Annotated in this window: 16 protein-coding genes; 4 read left to right on the top strand and 12 right to left on the bottom strand. The window is 67.7% G+C overall.

Annotated elements, in window-relative coordinates; all coding sequences use genetic code 11:
- Window positions 1-8: 8 nt before the first annotated feature.
- The 11 genes from H1R19_RS09995 to rsmD form a co-directional block, all read right to left on the bottom strand.
- A complete protein-coding gene (locus tag H1R19_RS09995) occupies window positions 9-1,358 on the bottom strand; it encodes an ammonium transporter (RefSeq protein ID WP_188328998.1) in 1,350 nt (449 codons plus the stop codon).
- 210 nt (window positions 1,359-1,568) lie between these two features.
- Window positions 1,569-3,137, bottom strand: coding sequence for a signal recognition particle-docking protein FtsY (ftsY, locus tag H1R19_RS09990; protein ID WP_219851323.1), 1,569 nt, complete (start codon window positions 3,135-3,137; stop codon window positions 1,569-1,571).
- On the bottom strand, window positions 3,134-6,742 hold the full coding sequence (gene smc / locus H1R19_RS09985) for a chromosome segregation protein SMC (protein WP_219851322.1): 3,609 nt from the start codon (window positions 6,740-6,742) through the stop codon (window positions 3,134-3,136). The genes ftsY and smc overlap by 4 nt, the downstream gene beginning before the upstream one ends.
- A 44-nt stretch (window positions 6,743-6,786) precedes the next feature.
- Window positions 6,787-7,068, bottom strand: coding sequence for an acylphosphatase (locus H1R19_RS09980; RefSeq protein WP_188328995.1), 282 nt, complete (start codon window positions 7,066-7,068; stop codon window positions 6,787-6,789).
- Between the two features lie 4 nt (window positions 7,069-7,072).
- Entirely contained in the window at window positions 7,073-7,531 is a 459-nt protein-coding gene (locus H1R19_RS09975; RefSeq protein ID WP_188328994.1) for an OsmC family protein, read from the bottom strand.
- Between the two features lie 100 nt (window positions 7,532-7,631).
- The gene (gene mutM, locus H1R19_RS09970) at window positions 7,632-8,534 is read right to left on the bottom strand and encodes a bifunctional DNA-formamidopyrimidine glycosylase/DNA-(apurinic or apyrimidinic site) lyase (RefSeq protein WP_219851321.1); all 903 of its coding nucleotides are present in this window, start codon (window positions 8,532-8,534) and stop codon (window positions 7,632-7,634) included.
- A 39-nt stretch (window positions 8,535-8,573) separates the two neighbouring features.
- Window positions 8,574-9,302 (bottom strand): ribonuclease III, encoded by a 729-nt coding sequence (gene rnc, locus H1R19_RS09965; RefSeq protein WP_219851320.1) that lies wholly within the window; start codon window positions 9,300-9,302, stop codon window positions 8,574-8,576.
- The gene (locus H1R19_RS09960) at window positions 9,295-9,915 is read right to left on the bottom strand and encodes a YceD family protein (protein WP_219851319.1); all 621 of its coding nucleotides are present in this window, start codon (window positions 9,913-9,915) and stop codon (window positions 9,295-9,297) included. Before H1R19_RS09960 ends, rnc begins: the two co-directional genes overlap by 8 nt.
- 131 nt (window positions 9,916-10,046) lie before the next feature.
- Complete coding sequence (locus tag H1R19_RS09955; protein WP_188329309.1) at window positions 10,047-10,898, bottom strand: DivIVA domain-containing protein; 852 nt, start codon at window positions 10,896-10,898, stop codon at window positions 10,047-10,049.
- 154 nt (window positions 10,899-11,052) lie between these two features.
- Window positions 11,053-11,541: a pantetheine-phosphate adenylyltransferase gene (coaD, locus tag H1R19_RS09950; RefSeq protein WP_219851318.1), complete on the bottom strand. Its 489-nt coding sequence runs from the start codon at window positions 11,539-11,541 to the stop codon at window positions 11,053-11,055.
- A 16-nt stretch (window positions 11,542-11,557) separates the two neighbouring features.
- Window positions 11,558-12,109: a 16S rRNA (guanine(966)-N(2))-methyltransferase RsmD gene (gene rsmD / locus H1R19_RS09945; protein ID WP_219851317.1), complete on the bottom strand. Its 552-nt coding sequence runs from the start codon at window positions 12,107-12,109 to the stop codon at window positions 11,558-11,560.
- 164 nt (window positions 12,110-12,273) lie between these two features.
- Here rsmD and ectA point away from each other — a divergent pair, with 164 nt between their 5' ends.
- The 3 genes from ectA to H1R19_RS09930 all read left to right on the top strand — a co-directional run bounded on the left by ectA (window position 12,274) and on the right by H1R19_RS09930 (window position 14,701).
- Window positions 12,274-12,801: a diaminobutyrate acetyltransferase gene (gene ectA / locus H1R19_RS09940; RefSeq protein ID WP_188328989.1), complete on the top strand. Its 528-nt coding sequence runs from the start codon at window positions 12,274-12,276 to the stop codon at window positions 12,799-12,801.
- A gap of 197 nt (window positions 12,802-12,998) precedes the next feature.
- Window positions 12,999-14,270: a diaminobutyrate--2-oxoglutarate transaminase gene (gene ectB / locus H1R19_RS09935; protein ID WP_188328988.1), complete on the top strand. Its 1,272-nt coding sequence runs from the start codon at window positions 12,999-13,001 to the stop codon at window positions 14,268-14,270.
- Window positions 14,267-14,701: an ectoine synthase gene (locus tag H1R19_RS09930; RefSeq protein WP_188328987.1), complete on the top strand. Its 435-nt coding sequence runs from the start codon at window positions 14,267-14,269 to the stop codon at window positions 14,699-14,701. Before ectB ends, H1R19_RS09930 begins: the two co-directional genes overlap by 4 nt.
- Window positions 14,702-14,722: 21 nt before the next feature.
- Here H1R19_RS09930 and H1R19_RS09925 read toward each other — a convergent pair whose 3' ends face one another.
- On the bottom strand, window positions 14,723-15,628 hold the full coding sequence (locus tag H1R19_RS09925; RefSeq protein ID WP_219851316.1) for an alpha/beta fold hydrolase: 906 nt from the start codon (window positions 15,626-15,628) through the stop codon (window positions 14,723-14,725).
- Between the two features lie 92 nt (window positions 15,629-15,720).
- Between H1R19_RS09925 and H1R19_RS09920 the strand changes: the two genes are divergently transcribed.
- Window positions 15,721-16,338, top strand: coding sequence for a TetR/AcrR family transcriptional regulator (locus H1R19_RS09920; RefSeq protein ID WP_244970934.1), 618 nt, complete (start codon window positions 15,721-15,723; stop codon window positions 16,336-16,338).
- Window positions 16,339-16,348 lie beyond the last annotated feature (10 nt).

Below are 16,348 nucleotides of genomic sequence, written 5' to 3'. Positions count from 1 at the left end.
CCCGAGCGTCATGCCAGCTCATAGGCCGTCTCCGCATGCTCGGCCTCATCGATGCCGACCTTCTCGTCCTCATCGCTGACGCGCCAACCCAGAGGCTTGAGGGCGAAGGCGATGATCGCGGTCAGTACACCGGTGAACACGAGAGCGAACAGCGCGATGACGATCTGGACCACCAGCTGCTTGTAATCGCCGCCCCAGAGGATGCCGACATCCTCGCCGATCAGTCCGATGGCCACCGTGCCCCAGAGACCGGCGACGAGGTGGACGCCGACGACGTCGAGCGAATCGTCGTAGCCGAACTTGTTCTTCAGTCCGGTCGCGACAGCGGCGAGAGCACCCGCGATGACACCGAGGATCAGCGAGCCGACCGGGGTCAGCGAACCACAGGCAGGGGTGATGGCGACGAGACCGGCGACGACGCCCGACGCGGCACCGACGCTGGTGGCGTGCTTGTCACGGATGAGCTCGACCGCGAGCCAGCCGATGATGGCCGCGGCGGTCGCAGCGGTGGTGTTGACCCACACCTGGCCGGCGAGAAGGTCGGCGCCCAGTTCGGAGCCGACGTTGAAGCCGAACCATCCGAACCAGAGGAGTGCGGCGCCGAGCATCACGAACGGGATGTTGTGCGGACGGTATGCGGTGCGCCCGAATCCGACACGCTTGCCGACGATGAGAACCAGGACCAGTGCCGCCATACCGGCGTTGATGTGCACGACGGTGCCGCCCGCGAAGTCGATCGGTGCCACGTTGGCCTCGCCGTCGGTGGTGCCGAACAGCGCGGCCGCGATGCTGTCCTCGCCGGCGCCGAGGAGACCTCCGCCGCCGACGAGGCCACCCCACACCATGTGCGAGAGCGGGAAGTACACGATCGTCGACCAGACGACGGTGAACACCATCCAGGTGGAGAACTTCACGCGCTCGGCGAGCGCACCCGAGATCAGGGCCACGGTGATGACCGCGAAGGTCAGCTGGAAGCCCATGAAGACGATCGCGGGGATCGTCAGTCCGGCGGTGACGTACTGCTCGGTGTCGCCCTCGCCGATCGTGCTCATGAGCTGGTCGGAGCCGAACAGCGCGAACGGATTCGCGAAGATACCGAGAATGTCGCTCTCACCGGTGACGCCATCGCTGAACGACATCGAGAAGCCCCACAGCACGTAGACGACACTGACCGCCGCCAACGAACCGAAGGACATCATCATCATGTTCAGGACGGACTTTCCCCGCGCCAACCCCCCGTAGAAGAAGGCCAGGCCTGGAGTCATCAGCAACACGAGGGCGGCCGACACGAGCATGAATGCCGTGTTACCCGTGTCGATCGGGCCAAACGATTCGTTTGGCAACAGAGCCAAATCCACTACAGAACCTCCTCAGGTGCGCCGACGGCTCGGCGCCTCCAAAGAGATTGTCGGCACTCGGTTTCAGCTGTGGTGCCCCCACGTTTCAGGCGCGTAACCCGATGGGCGTTTTATATTTCGCGCATGTAACGTCCCAGTTCGACTCCCAGGAACGTCTCAGTTTTGTCCGGCGACTTCTATTGCGGAACTTCCGATCACAGATCGATGGGCTCAGAGCAGCGCGTCGACAAAGGCCTCCGGTTCGAACGGCGCGAGGTCATCGGCACCCTCCCCCAGACCCACGAGCTTGACGGGCACACCGAGCTCCTTCTGTACGTGGAACACGATGCCGCCCTTCGCGGTCCCGTCGAGCTTGGTCAGCACCACACCGGTGATGTTGACGACCTCGGCGAACACCCGGGCCTGCATCAGCCCGTTCTGGCCCACCGTGGCGTCGAGCACCAGCAGGACCTCGTCGACCGGGGCCTTCTTCTCGATGACGCGCTTGACCTTGCCGAGCTCGTCCATGAGTCCGGTCTTGGTGTGCAGGCGACCGGCGGTGTCGATCATGACCACGTCAACACCCGCCTCGATGCCGCGGTCGACCGCGTCGAATGCCACGGCCGCGGGATCTGCCTGTTCCTTCCCGCGGACGATCTCCGCACCGACGCGCTCACCCCACGTCTGCAGCTGATCGGCGGCTGCGGCGCGGAATGTGTCGGCGGCGCCGAGCAGCACCCGACGGCCGTCGGCCACGAGTACGCGCGCCAGCTTGCCCGTCGTCGTGGTCTTACCGGTGCCGTTGACACCGACCACGAGCACCACCGCGGGACGACCGGCGTGCGGCAGGGCACGGATCGAACGGTCCAGCGAGGGATCGAGCTGATCGACGAGGACCCGCTTGAGCAACGCCCTCGCCTCCCCCGCCGACCGGACCGGGTTCGCGGCCAGCTCGGTGCGGAGTGTCTCGACGACGATCGCCGTCGTCGCCGATCCGAGGTCGGCCATGACCAGGGTGTCCTCGATCTCTTCCCAGCTGTCCTCGTCGAGATCGCCCGCGCCGAGCAGTCCGAGCACACCCTTGCCGATGGCGCCCTGGGAACGCGACAGGCGTCCGCGCAGACGTCCGAGCCGACCAGCGGTCGGAGCGATCTCGTCCAGCGGCGGCGCGGTCGCCGCCTCCGCGGCATCGACAGGGGCAGCGGTCTCGGGGGCTGCGGTCTCAGGGACAGCGGTCTCAGGGACAGCGGTCTCAGGGACAGCGGTCTCAGGGACAGCGGTCTCGGGAGCTACCGTCTCGGCGGTCTCCGGCTTTGCAGTCTCGGGTTCTACAGTCTTCGGTTCGACGGTCTTCGGTTCGACGGTCTTCGGTTCGACAGTCTTCGGTTCGACCACGTCGGGCAGCGAGACGTCGGTGACGCCGCGCCGGACCGAATCGCGGGGCACTGCGGCGTCGTCGCCGACACCCGGCTGACCGTCGACGTCGGTACGTTCGACCGGCGGCTGGACCGGCGGTTCCACCGGTGTGACCACCGGCTCGGGCTTACGCGCCGGCGGTTCGGCCAGCGCCGTTCCGGCGCCCTCACCCCGGCTGAAGTTGAATCCCGACCCCGCCTGGTAGCCCCCGGACCGGTCGACCTGCCGGGTCGTGCCGTCGACGATCCCCGGCTGCTTCTGTCCTGCGCTGGTGTCATCGGACAGCGAGATCCGCCGGCGGCGCAAGAGCACCAGACCGAGAACGATCAGCGCCGCCACGACGAGCACGGCGACGACGATGCCGATGATGATTTCGGTGTTCACTGGCTGGTGTCCTCCTGTTGACCCACGGGCATGTTCACGCCACGCATCCGCTGCGAGATGACGGTGGTGATGCCGTCGCCGCGCATGCTGACGCCGTAGAGCGCGTCCGCGACCTCCATCGTGGGCTTCTGATGGGTGATGACGATGAGCTGCGATTTCTCCCGCAGCTGTGCGAACAGAGTGATGAGACGCCGCAGGTTGGTGTCGTCGAGTGCGGCCTCGACCTCGTCCATGACGTAGAAGGGCGACGGCCGGGCACGGAAGATCGCGACCAGCATCGCCACCGCGGTCAGCGATTTCTCGCCACCCGACAGCAGCGACAACCGCTTGACCTTCTTACCCGGCGGGCGGGCCTCGACCTCGATGCCGGTCGTGAGCATGTCGTCGGGATCGGTCAGCACCAGTCGACCCTCCCCGCCGGGGAACAGGGTCTGGAACACCTGCCCGAACTCGCGCTCGACGTCGGCGTAGGCCTCGGTGAACACCTGCAGGATGCGGGCATCGACCTCGTCCACCACGTCGAGCAGGTCCTTGCGGGCCGCCTTGACGTCCTCGAGCTGCGACGAGAGGAAGTTGTAGCGTTCCTCGAGCGCCGCGAACTCCTCGAGTGCGAGTGGGTTGACCTTGCCGAGCGTGTTGAGGTCCTTCTGCGCCTTCTTCGCCCGCGCCTCCTGGGTGGCCCGGTTGTACGGCATCGGCGCCGGTGCGACCACCTGCTCCCCCCGCTCCTTCGCCTGCTCGTACTCCGCCATCTCGAGCGCCGACGGGGGCATCGGCACGTCGGGTCCGTACTCGGCGATCAGGTCGTCGGGGGCCATCGCGAAGGTCTCGAGGACCTGTTCCTCGAGTTGTTCGATGCGTAATGCGACCTGGGCGCGGGCCACCTCGTCGCGATGAACGGTGTCGCGCAGGGAGTTCAGCGTGGTGGTCAGTTCGCCGGCACGCACCTTCAGCTCATCGAGCGTGGCGGTGCGCGCGATCCGGATCTCCTCGAGTTCATCGCGTCCGGCCTGCGCCGAGGCCACCGCGGCGGCGAGACGTTCGGCCACCTGGGCGCCCGCACGTTCGACGGCCTCGGCGACGCCTGCGGCCTGCTTGCGGATCTCGTCCTGGCGTCGCGCGCGCTCCCGCGCCTCGCGCTCGCGCTGGGCGGCTCGCCGCAACGACTCCGCCTTGCCCCGGACCGAGGCGAGGCGCTCCTCGGCGGTACGCAGGGTGAGCCGGGCCTCCATCTCCGCGCCGCGGGCCACTGCCACGGCGGCTGCGGCAGTGGCGCGCTCGGAGTCGTCGGCCGACACCTCGGAGCCGCCCTCGGAATCGTCGCGGGCCAGGCGCAGTCGTTCCTCGAGCTCACGCAGGGACTCCACCGCCTCCTCGCGCCCCTTCTCGAGGAAGTTGCGCTGGCGCGTCAGCCGATCGGCTTCCGCACGAGCGGTCCGGATCTCGTGCCCCAGTCTGGCCATCTGCTCGTATGCGGCGCCGACGCCCGCGTCGGACTCGTGCAGCGCGGCCAGCGCCTCCTCGGCGGCCTCGCGACGATCGCGCTGTTCGGTGAGGGCGCCGTCGAGGGCCGCCTCGAGTTCTTCGACGCGGCGGCGCGCCGTGGTGAGTTGTTCGGAGGCGGCATCGATGGCCGACTGCACCTCGAGTGTCGAGGGCCGCCGCGACGATCCGCCCTCGATCGAGGCCGGACCGATCCGGTCGCCCGCGTGGGTGACCGCGCGGACGCCGAGGCGGCGCGCGAGCTCCAGACCCTGGGACGGGTCCTCGACGATGACGGTGTCGGCCAGGACGGTGTCGATGGCGCCGCGGATGTCGGCCGGGCAGCTGACGACCGACGCCGCCCACCGGGCACCGTCGGGCAGGCTCACCTGCCGCGCCGGGACGGGGACGGTCAGGCCGCCGCAGAGCAGGGCGGCCCGTCCACCATCACCGGCCTTGAGTGCCTCCAGGGCGCGGATCGCCGCGACCCCGTCGATGGTGACTATGCCGTCGACCACCGGTCCGAGCGCTCCGGCGATCGCGGTCTCGAAACCGGGTTCCACCGTGACCAGCTCCGACATCGGACCCATGAGTCCGTCCGGTGCGTTCTCCAGGAGCCAGGCGCCGCCGTCACCGCGTTCCAGGCCCATCGCGAGCGCATCCACCCGGGCCGACAGCGAGGCGATCGAATGCTCGGCTTCGCGATGTGAGGCCTGCAGCGTGGCGAGCCGCTCGTTCGACAGGTTGAGCGCGGCCACGCAACGTTCGTGGTGCTCGTCGAGGGCACGTTCGGAGGACTCCAGCTGCGCGAGCTCAGCGGCTGCCGAATCCTGTTGCGCGGTAGCACTTTCCGCGCGTTCGGTAGCGGCCGCGATCGCGGCGGTGAGCCGGTCTGCCTCGGAGTCGACCGATTCCGATCGGGTGCGCAGGTTGTCGATCTGCCCCTCCAGCCTGGCCAACCCCTCGCGCCGGTCGGCGATGGCGCGCACCGCCGCCAGGTGCGCCGTCTCGGCGGCCTCGGCGATCGATTCCCGCTCGCCGAGCTCCTCACGTGCGGTCTCGAGCTGTTCGGCGGCGATTTCGACGCCCTCGGCCAGCTCGGCCTCGAGTTCGGCGGCCTCGAGCGCCTGCTCGTCGAGTTCGTCCGGATCGGCGCCGGTGGTCTCGGTGGTCGCCTCGCTGAGGAAACGGCTGCGCTCGGCGGCCACGCGGCGGGTGGCGTCGACGCGCTCAGCCAGCGCCGAGAGCCGGAACCATGCGCGACCGGCGGCCGCGGCCGCGGGCGTGATCTCGGCGAGGTGCTGCTCGTGTTCGGCCAGTTCGGCGTTCGCCTTGTCGAGTTCGGCGGCCACCTCGTCCTGCCTGCGCCGCACCTCGTCCTCGGCGGCGTTGTGCTCGGCCATCTCGGTCCGGCGGGTCACCAGGTCGTCGGCGGCGAGCCGGAGGCGGGCGTCGCGCAGGTCGGCCTGCACGGTCTGCGCGCGCCGTGCCACCTCGGCCTGGCGTCCGAGCGGTTTGAGCTGACGCCGCAGTTCGGAGGTGAGGTCGGTGAGCCTGGCGAGGTTGGCCTGCATCGAGTCGAGCTTGCGGACCGCCTTTTCCTTGCGTTTGCGGTGCTTGAGGACGCCCGCGGCCTCCTCGATGAATGCCCGGCGATCCTCCGGCCGGGACTCCAGGATCGCCGAGAGCCGTCCCTGGCCGACGATGACGTGCATCTCCCGGCCGATTCCCGAATCGGACAGCAGTTCCTGCACATCCATCAGGCGACACGAATTGCCGTTGATCTCGTATTCGCCCGCACCGTCGCGGAACATCCGCCGCGTGATGGACACCTCGGAGTACTCGATCGGGAGCGCACCGTCGGCGTTGTCGATGGTGAGGGTCACCTCGGCACGGCCCAGCGGCGGGCGACCGGAAGTGCCCGCGAAGATGACGTCCTGCATCTTCCCGCCGCGCAACGCCTTGGCGCCCTGCTCGCCCATCACCCAGGTCAGGGCGTCGACGACGTTGGATTTACCCGAGCCGTTGGGACCTACGACGCACGTGATACCCGGCTCGAAGCGCAGAGTCGTCGCCGAGGCGAACGACTTGAAGCCCTTCAGGGTCAGGCTTTTGAGGTGCACGACGGTACAGACTACTCACCATCGCGATCCGTTTCGGGCGCCGCTCACCGTTCGACGAACCCCGTCAGGTCTCCGCGCGCCGGGTCCAGGCTGTCGACGACCAGATCCACCCGGCCGGGGGTCTCCCCCGACCGAAGCGCATCGAGCAGCGCCAGCACCTTGTCGCGGGGCCCTTCGGCCACGACGTGCACCCGTCCGTCGGCCTGGTTGGACGCGTAACCGACCAGACCGAGCTCCAGGGCCCGCGACCGCGTCCACCACCGGAAGCCCACACCCTGGACCTGTCCGTGGACGAACGCGGACAGCCGGACGGGGTCGGTGTTCATGCTGTCAGTCCGTCGCGATCTTCAGGTCGACCTCGGCGCCGGCCTTGATGGTGCGTCCGACCGTGCACACAGCGTCGATGGCGCGCTCGACGACGACCAGCAGGCGCTGCGCGGCGTCGGGGTCGAGTTCGGAGAGGTCGACCTCGAGGATCTCGGAGATCCGCGGGTACACCTCGTTCTCCCGGTCGGCGTCGCCGCTCACCCGGACGGTGGCGTCGTAGTCGTCACCGAGACGACGTGACAGCGGACGGTCCGACGACATCCCGGTGCAAGCGGCCAGCGCGATCTTCAGCAGCTCCCCGGGCGTGAAGACACCCTCGACGTCCTGCGAACCGATGAGCACCTCCGCACCGCGCGAGCTGCGCCCGGTGTAGCGCCGGGTGCCGGTGCGTTCGACCCAGAGGTCGGTGTGCGGCGGCTCCGCGGCCTCGGCCGGTGCGGCGGTGTTCTGTTCGATCGTCATGCTGCGATGAGTCCTCTCAGGCGGCGGTGCGGCGCTGGCACCGTGGACCATAGTAAGAGCCGCGGTCATGAACATTCCCGGCGCAGCGCTGCTGCGTGGGTCAGCGCGGGATCGATCCGCTCGGGGGGCGTTGACACCGCGGACAATAGTAAGAGCTGCGGTTCATGAAAGATTCCCGGCGCATCACCGCTCCGCAGCGCCGGCACGGCTGTCCGACGCGCCCGTAGGCGTTCAGCGACCGCTCGAAGTACCCCGACTGCCCGTTGACGTTCACATACAGGGCGTCGAAGGAGGTGCCACCGGCCTGCAGCGCCTCCGACATGACTTCGGTGACGGCGTCGACGAGCTCGCCGAGCTTCTTGCGGCTGATGGTCTCGGCGATCCGCGCGCCGTGCAGACGTGCACGCCAGAGCGCCTCGTCGGCGTAGATGTTGCCGACGCCGGAGATGACGGTCTGGTCGAGGAGGACGCGTTTGATCTCGGAGTGCTTGGACCGCATGCGGTTCACGACGCGCGTGGCGTCGAAGGCGGGGTCGAACGGGTCGGTGGCGATGTGCGCGACCGACATCGGGATGTCGGCGGCTCGGGCGGGATCGCCGTCAATCGCGTACACGTCGGCGGTGTAGTCGTCGAGGTGCCAGCCCCCGAAGGTGCGTTGGTCGACGAAACGCAGTTCGTTGTCGTCGTCGAGGGTTGCGCGGATGCGGAGGTGGGTGTGATCGGGTGCTCCGCCGCGGGCGATCAGCATCTGCCCGCTCATGCCGAGATGCACGACGAGTGCGGCGCGGTCGGTGTCGTCGGCGACGTCGATCCACATGTACTTGCCGCGACGGCGCACCCCGGTGACGTGTTTGCCCGCCAGGCGACCGATCAGATCGGGTTCTCCGCCGGCGTGGCGCCGAGCGGCACGGGGATGGAGCACCTCGACCGCGGTCACCGTCCGCCCGGTCAGGTGCTTCTCGAGCCCCATGCGGACGGTCTCGACCTCGGGTAGTTCAGGCATGGATCGGTGTCAGGACGCGTGATGTCACGACGCTTGAGCTCACGACGAGGCGGAGGCGCGCTCGGTGAGCACTTTCCACGCGTGGGCAGCGGCCTGCTGCTCGGCTTCCTTCTTGGTCCGGCCGACCCCCTCACCGAGATTCTCCCCGGCCACCAGGGCGATCGCGGTGAACTCCTTGTTGTGGTCGGGACCGGTCGCGCTGATCTGGTACTGCGGGGGGCCGTAGCCGCGCTCGGAGCTCAGTTCCTGCAGCGACGTCTTCCAGTCCAGCCCGGCACCGAGTTGGCCCGCGACGGCGATGCGCTCGTCGAAGAGCCGCAGGATGACGCGCTGCGAGGTTTCGAGGCCGTGGCTCAGGAACACCGCGCCGAACAGCGACTCGAGCCCGTCGGCGAGGATCGAGTCCTTGTCGCGGCCGCCGGTCATCTCCTCGCCGCGTCCGAGGTACAGGTACGTGCCGAGGCCGCCCTCGTCGCCCAGACCGCGGGCGACGTCGGCCAGCGCGTGCATGTTGACCACGCTCGCACGGATTTTCGCCAGTTCACCCTCGGGACGATCGGGGTATCGGAGGTAGAGGCGTTCGGTGATCACCACGCCGAGGACGGAGTCGCCGAGGAACTCGAGTCGTTCGTTGGTCGGCAGGCCGCCGTTCTCGTACGCGTAGGAGCGATGCGTCAGCGCCAGCGTGAGGAGGTCGTCACGGATGTCGGTGTCGAGAGCGGCGAGTAGCGCCGCATGGGGACCTGCCTCGCGCGCAACGTCAGTCACGACGTCCCTGCGCGTCGGAATCCGGTGTCTGCGAGCTGCTGTCCTCGCGGTCGGCGAACTTGTCCACCAACCCTGCCCAGCGCGGGTCGATCACCTCATGCGCGTGCCCCGGCTCGGCGATGGCGAGCCGGATGCCGCACACCGGGCACAGACCGGGGCAGTCCTCCGAACACAGCGGCGACATCGGCAGTTCCAGCGCGACGGCGTCGATGATCGACTGTTCGAGGTCGATGCGGTCGTTGACGATGCGATGGATGTCGTCGGCCTCGCTGGTCTGCTCGGTCTGACTGTCGGGGTAGGCGAACAGCTCCGTGAGGAACACCGTCACCGTCCCGTCGACGGGTTCCAGGCACCGAGCGCACTGGCCGACGGTCTCGCCACAGGCGGTGCCGGTCACCAGGACTCCCTCGCTCACCGCCTCGAGGCGGAGGTCGAGGTCGACCTCGGAGTCGGCGGGGATACCCACCATCTCCACACCGAGCTTCTCCGGTGTCGTCACAGTGCGATGAACCTCGGACATGGTGCCCGGTCGGCGTCCCAGCGATCTGATGTCGAGGACGAAGGGTTCGCGCCGCGGCGCAGAATCGCGACCGTGCGACGCTTCTGATGTCACAGCATGATCAGCCACAGACGACCACCATACGCTCGGAGCGGCGAATGATCGACCGGCCCCGGCGGCGTGTGCGGAGCCGAGCTCTCGACCGCGTTTCCGATCGGACTTCGCGCACGCCTTTTCCCCTCCGGTCAGACGGCCAGCGGAGATCCCTGGTCGCGGTCGTAGCTGTTGTGCGTCGAGGCCTCGCGGGGACGGTTTCCCGCGGTACGTGCGTCGCCACGACCCTGGTCGTCGACCCCGCGCGGGTATTCGACGTAGTCGTGCATGCCGGCGCCGGTGCGCAGCTGGTGGCGTCCGCGGTTGACCGACCGCATTGTGCCGGTGAGGATCTCCTCGAACTGCGCGAGCTTCTCGTCGACGTAGACGTCGCAATCCCCGCGCAGGCGATCGGCCTCGGCATGCGCCGCATCGATGATGCGCTCGGCCTCGGACTTCGCCGCACCGACTACCTCGGTCTCGGAGACCAGCCGCTGCTGCTCGGCGATGCCGTCGGCAACCGACTTGTCGTAGGTGTTGTTGGCGGCGTCGATGGTGCGCTGCGCCTCGGCACGCGCCCGGCCGGTGACGGCCTCGAATTCCCGTGCCGCGCTGGTCTGCAGCCGGTGCGCCTCTTCGGTCGCGTCCTCGAGGAGCGAGTTCGAGTGCGACGCGGCCTCGTCGACCATGCGGTCGGCCTGCGCCTTGGCCTCGGAGAGGATGCGGTCGGCTTCGGCCCGTGCGTGCGCGAGCACCGCCTCGGACTCGGAGTCCGCCTTGGCGACCGTCGTCTCGGCGTGGTGTCGCGCGTCACCGATCAGGGTGTCGCGCTGGTCCAGGACGTCCTGGGCGTCGTCGAGCTCGCCGGGGATGGAGTCCTTGATGTCGTCGAGAAGTTCCAGCACATCCCCGCGTGGGACGACGCACCCCGCGGTCATCGGCACGCTACGCGCCTCTTCGACTATCGCGACGAGCTCGTCGAGAGCCTCGAATACCCGGTACACAGCCACCCCAATCCGGCTTCTGCCTGTTTGTAACAGTTGGTGATCTTGTGGCCATTGTGCCGAATGTTGCGCTTGTGACTCGTGAAGCGGGAGGGGTGTGTCGCGATTGCCCAGGTCGGCTCCCATCCCGGCGACCCTCAGGGCAGACGTCCGCTCAGACCGACCGCTCCCCCGACAGTCGCGCCTGCAGGCGCTCGTGGATGTGCGCGGACAGGAACGGTGTGACGTCCCCGCCCAGCTTGGCGACCTCTTTCACCAGGGAGCTCGACACATGGGCGAACCGGGGATCGGTGAGGAGGAATACGGTCTCCACGTCCGCGAGCTCGCGGTTCATCTGGGCCATCGGCACCTCATAGTCGAAGTCGACGGCCGAGCGCAGCCCTTTCACGATGGTGTGGATCGACTCCTGGCGCAGATAGTCGACGAGCAATCCCTCCCACCGATCGACGCGCACGTTGCCCAGATCGGCACAATCCTCGGCGATGAGGCCGATCCGCTCGTCGACGCTGAACATCCCGCGCTTGTTGGGATTGACCACCACGGTGATGACGACCTCGTCGAAACAGGCCGCCGCGCGTTCGACCACATATCGATGGCCGAGGGTGAAGGGATCGAAGGAGCCGGGACACACTGCCGTTGTCATGGACCGAACTTACCGGTCAGATACGGACGCCGACCTCCACCCGGGTGTCGCCGTACGACTTGTCCAGGACCGCCTCGAAACCCTCGGGCCAGATGTCGCCGCGTGAGCGCGTCGACCTCTCCACCACGACCAGCGCACCGTCGGCGAGCCGGGAGACCAGATGACCGAGGTCCGCGGCGATCGTCTGCGCATCGAGGTCGTAGGGCGGGTCGGAGAAGACGAGATCGAAGACGCGCTCCGGAGAAGACGACAGGTAGGCAGACACCGAACGCGCGAGTACGGTGGCGGAGGATGCGATTCCACAGGCCTTCACATTGGCGCCGATCGTCGCTGCGGCCTTACGTCCGGAGTCCACGAACGTGACGTCGGCGGCACCGCGGGACACCGCCTCGATGCCCAGGGCGCCAGATCCCGCGTAGAGGTCGAGCACCGACATGCCGTCGAGATCGAAGCGAGCGTCGAGCATGTTGAACACCGACTCGCGAACCCGATCCGATGTGGGCCGGGTCCCCTCGTCCGGGACGCGCAGACGCCGCCCCCGCAGCTCGCCCGCGATGATCCTCGTCATGGGGCCATTCTGCCGTCCACCGCACCCCCGAACCCAATCAGGAATCACGTCTTTGTGACCCACTTCACATTGCGTGCCTGAGCAGGCGTAAGGTAGGCGTTCGCGGGGGCAATTTCGCCTGGTACATGACTTCGCCGACACGCGTTGTTAACGTCGAATGCGTTATGAGCCCTTCCCAAACAAGATCGGCCCCAACAACCGCCCTCGCTGTCGACTACCGCGTACCAACGGTCGACGACGGCACACGACTCTGGGAAATCGCGTCGGATTCGAAGGTCCTCGACGTCAACTCGAGTTATTCCTATGTTCTCTGGTGCCACGACTTCGCCTCGACGTCCATCGTCGCCGAAGTCGACGGCCGCGTAGTCGGTTTCGTCACCGGTTACCGTCGGCAGAGCGACCCCTCGACCCTGATGGTCTGGCAGGTCGCCGTCGACGACGATGTTCGCGGACACGGCATCGCCGGCTCCATGCTGCATCACCTCTTCGATCGGGTCAACCGCCAGGGCATGGTCGCGATGCACACGACCATCAGCCCGGACAACGTGCCCTCGCAGCGCCTGTTCGAGTCTGTCGCCAAGGCGCGGGGACTTCGTTTCGAGCGTCGAGACCTGTTCCCCGTCAACGCTTTTCCGGACGCACACGAGCCGGAGGACCTCTACATGCTGGAACCGGAGATCCCCGAGCCCTGACGGGCAGCGATAGCGATCCCGCGCGCATGCGCCGGCGAGACGACACGGCTTTACCCCGATTGCGGGTGCACCCCGGGAGATGCACCCGCACAACGGCTTTCATCGGCGCACCCCTGATCGATGGACTCATGACAGCGCCTCTGCGATCTCGGCGAATAAACCTGAAAAAGATGTCACACCAGAAGGAAGCACGAATCATGCAACTTCTCGACACCACCATCGACGACTCCGTCTTCACCACCCACGAATCCGAGGTTCGCAGCTACTGCCGTAACTGGCCCGCTGTGTTCACCACCGCCAAGGGTTCCTACATCACCGACCAGAACGGTCGCGAATACCTCGACTTCTTCGCCGGTGCCGGTTCGCTGAACTACGGCCACAACAATCCCGTGCTGAAGAAGGCCCTCCTCGAGTACATCGAGGCCGACGGCATCACCCACGGTCTGGACATGGCGACCGTGGCCAAGGGGAACTTCATCGAGAAGTTCACCGAGCACATCCTGGCGCCGCGCGGCCTGGACTACAAGATCCAGTTCCCCGGCCCCACCGGCACCAACGCCGTCGAGGCGGCCCTCAAGCTCGCCCGTAAGGTCACCGGCCGCGAGTCGATCATCAGCTTCACCAACGCCTTTCACGGCATGACCCTCGGATCGCTGGCGGTGACCGGCAATTCGATGAAGCGCGCAGGCGCCGGAATCCCGCTGGTCCACGCCACCCCGATGCCTTTCGACAACTACTTCGGTGGCGTCATGGAGGACTTCGGCTGGTTCGAGCGCGTGCTCGACGACTCCGGCAGCGGTCTCAACCGCCCCGCCGCGGTCATCGTCGAGACCGTCCAGGGTGAGGGCGGCGTGAACGTCGCCCGCACCGAGTGGCTGCGCGCCCTCGCCGACCTGTGCGAACGTCGCGACATCCTGCTCATCGTCGACGACGTGCAGATGGGTTGCGGCCGCACCGGCGAGTTCTTCTCTTTCGAGGAAGCCGGCATCAAGCCCGACATCGTCACCCTGTCCAAGTCCATCAGCGGGTACGGCCTGCCGTTCGCACTGACCCTGTTCAAGCCCGAGCTCGACGTGTGGACCCCCGGTGAGCACAACGGCACGTTCCGCGGCAACAACCCGGCCTTCGTCACCGCGGCCAAGGCGATCGAAACCTATTGGGCCGACGACACTCTGAGCCGCGAGGTGCACGCCAAGGGCGAGCGCATCAATGAGGTCTTCGCCGAGCTGTGCAACCGCTACGACGGCATCTCGACCCGCGGTCGCGGCATGGTTCGCGGACTCGCTTTCGACGACCACACCGCGGCGGGCAAGGTCTGCGCCCTGGCGTTCGGCGAGGGCCTCCTCGCCGAGACGTCGGGTCCTTCCGACGAGGTCGTCAAGTTGCTTCCGCCGCTGACGATCTCGCGCGAGGACCTCGACCGCGGCCTGTCCATTCTGACCGATGCAGTCAAGGAGGTGCTCGGATGATCGTCCGAACCACAGCTGAAATCAGCGGTACCGACCGCGAGGTCGCCGACCCCAAGGGCAACTGGGTCTCCAAGCGCATCATTCTCGGCGGCGACAACGTGGGCTTCTCGTTCCACGAGACGACGATCAACGCCGGCTCGGTGAACGAATTCCACTACGCCAACCATGTCGAGGCCGTCTGGCTTGTCGAGGGTGAGGGCACCCTCCTCGACCGCGAGACAGGCGAAACCTATCCCCTCGCCCCCGGCACGATGTACCTGTTGAACGGTCATGAGCGGCACACCGTCACCGCCGATACGCAGTTGCGCATGCTGTGTGTCTTCAACCCGCCGGTCGTCGGCACCGAGGTCCACGACGAACACGGGGTGTACCCGCTGGTCGCCGTCCCACAGCCGACCGGTAAGCACGCCGAGGAGGCCGTCTCCTCCTGAGTTCCCGACGTCAGAGAGCTCTCACAATCGCCGCTCCCGTGGCGGTCGCCGGTTGTCGGCGATCGTCGTCGGGAGCGGCGATTTCGTTGTTTTCTGCGGTGCCGTCGTCTTGTCCGATGTCTGCGCCCAGAAGGCCAGCACGGCATCGGCTGTCCGGGCCGGTTGTTCGAGGGCGGGGATCACCCGGGCTTCGCCGATGGTGACCTCACGGGCGTCGTGCATGGTGCGCGCCACCGCGCGGGCCTCCTCCGGCGTCCACTCGCCGCGGTCGTCGGTCGTGACGAACAGCACCGGGCATGCGATGCGCGCAGCCGCCCATGTCAGGTCGGTGCGGTTGAGGATGGCCGTCCGTACGGCCGGGATCATCGACCGGCCCGAGACTGCGAGACCGCGACGCAACGTGGCGACGGCGTCGGGGTCGTCGCGCCGGGTGGCGTCGGTGAGCAGGGTGGTCGAGATGGCCGACCACACCGGGCCTCGTGCGCCGATGATCCGGTAGAGCGGCAGCAGCAGCTGGATTCGGCGCCGCAGCTCGCGGTCGATCGGCCCGGTGGGTGCGCTCATCGCCACCAGGGTGTTGATGCGCGCCGGCTCGACCGCGGCGAGATGCATGCCGACATGGCCGCCCCATGCGTTGCCGACCCAGTCCACCGCATCCGCCCCACACCGGTCCCCGACCGCCTCGATGAGCTCGGTGGCCACACCCACGCACGTCTCCATGTCCGCGGCCGGAGCCGACTTCTCGCTCGCGCCGCACCACGGTGCGTCGACGATGAACAGCCGACGGTGCGCTGCGAGCCCGGGCACGATGCGGTCCCAACTCGCCGAGTCGACGAACATGCTGTGCCACAACACCGCCGGTGGCCCGTTCCCGACATCGCGGACGTGTATGCGCCCGAGCCGTGTCTGTACCTCGAAGTCCGTCATGGGTGCTCCCCCCTGAGATGGTGGCCCTCTGCGCGGATCACCGACAATTGGAATTACACCGTGTATTTCCAATTTTGTCTAGACTGTCATTCGTGTCCAGGACCTACACCTCGGAACTGCGGACGACGCGAGCGCGCGAGAACCGCGCCCTGGTCATCGACACCGCCACCGCCATGTTCTGTCAGGAGGGTTGGGTCACGACTACGATGGCCGGGGTGGCCGGCCGTGCGGGACTGACACGGCCGACCGTCTACCGCCAGTTCGCCACCAAGCTCGATCTTCTCGATGCGTGCATCGTCTCGGCGCTACGCCGGAACGAAGACGTCCCGGTACGCGAGACCGCCGAGTACCAGGCGATGGGTCACGGCGATCGCCACGAACGCATCCGCGCCGCGGCGTCCTGGTTGTGCGCCACGCACATCCGTTCCGCCGCCATCCAGCATGTTCTGGACCAGGCCGCCGTCACCGACGACGAGGCGTCCGCGCTTCGGGACCGGCGCGAACAGACCCGCTGGCAGGAGGTGCGCTGGGCGCTCACCCTGATCCAGGGCCGGGAACCGGACGACGAGGTGGTGGACTCGATGTGGATACTCGCCTCCCGGACCGTGTGGCTTCGACTCACCCAGGAACGGGGCTGGAGCCCCGACCGCTGGGAACGGTGGTTCGTGGCGCAGACCACGGCCGCGCTGGACCCGGCGGACACCGTCTGAGTCGCGCCTA

The organism is Gordonia jinghuaiqii (assembly GCF_014041935.1).
GTDB lineage: Bacteria > Actinomycetota > Actinomycetes > Mycobacteriales > Mycobacteriaceae > Gordonia > Gordonia jinghuaiqii.
Note: the sequence above shows the minus strand (reverse complement) of the source record. Positions and strands in the feature narration are given on the sequence as shown.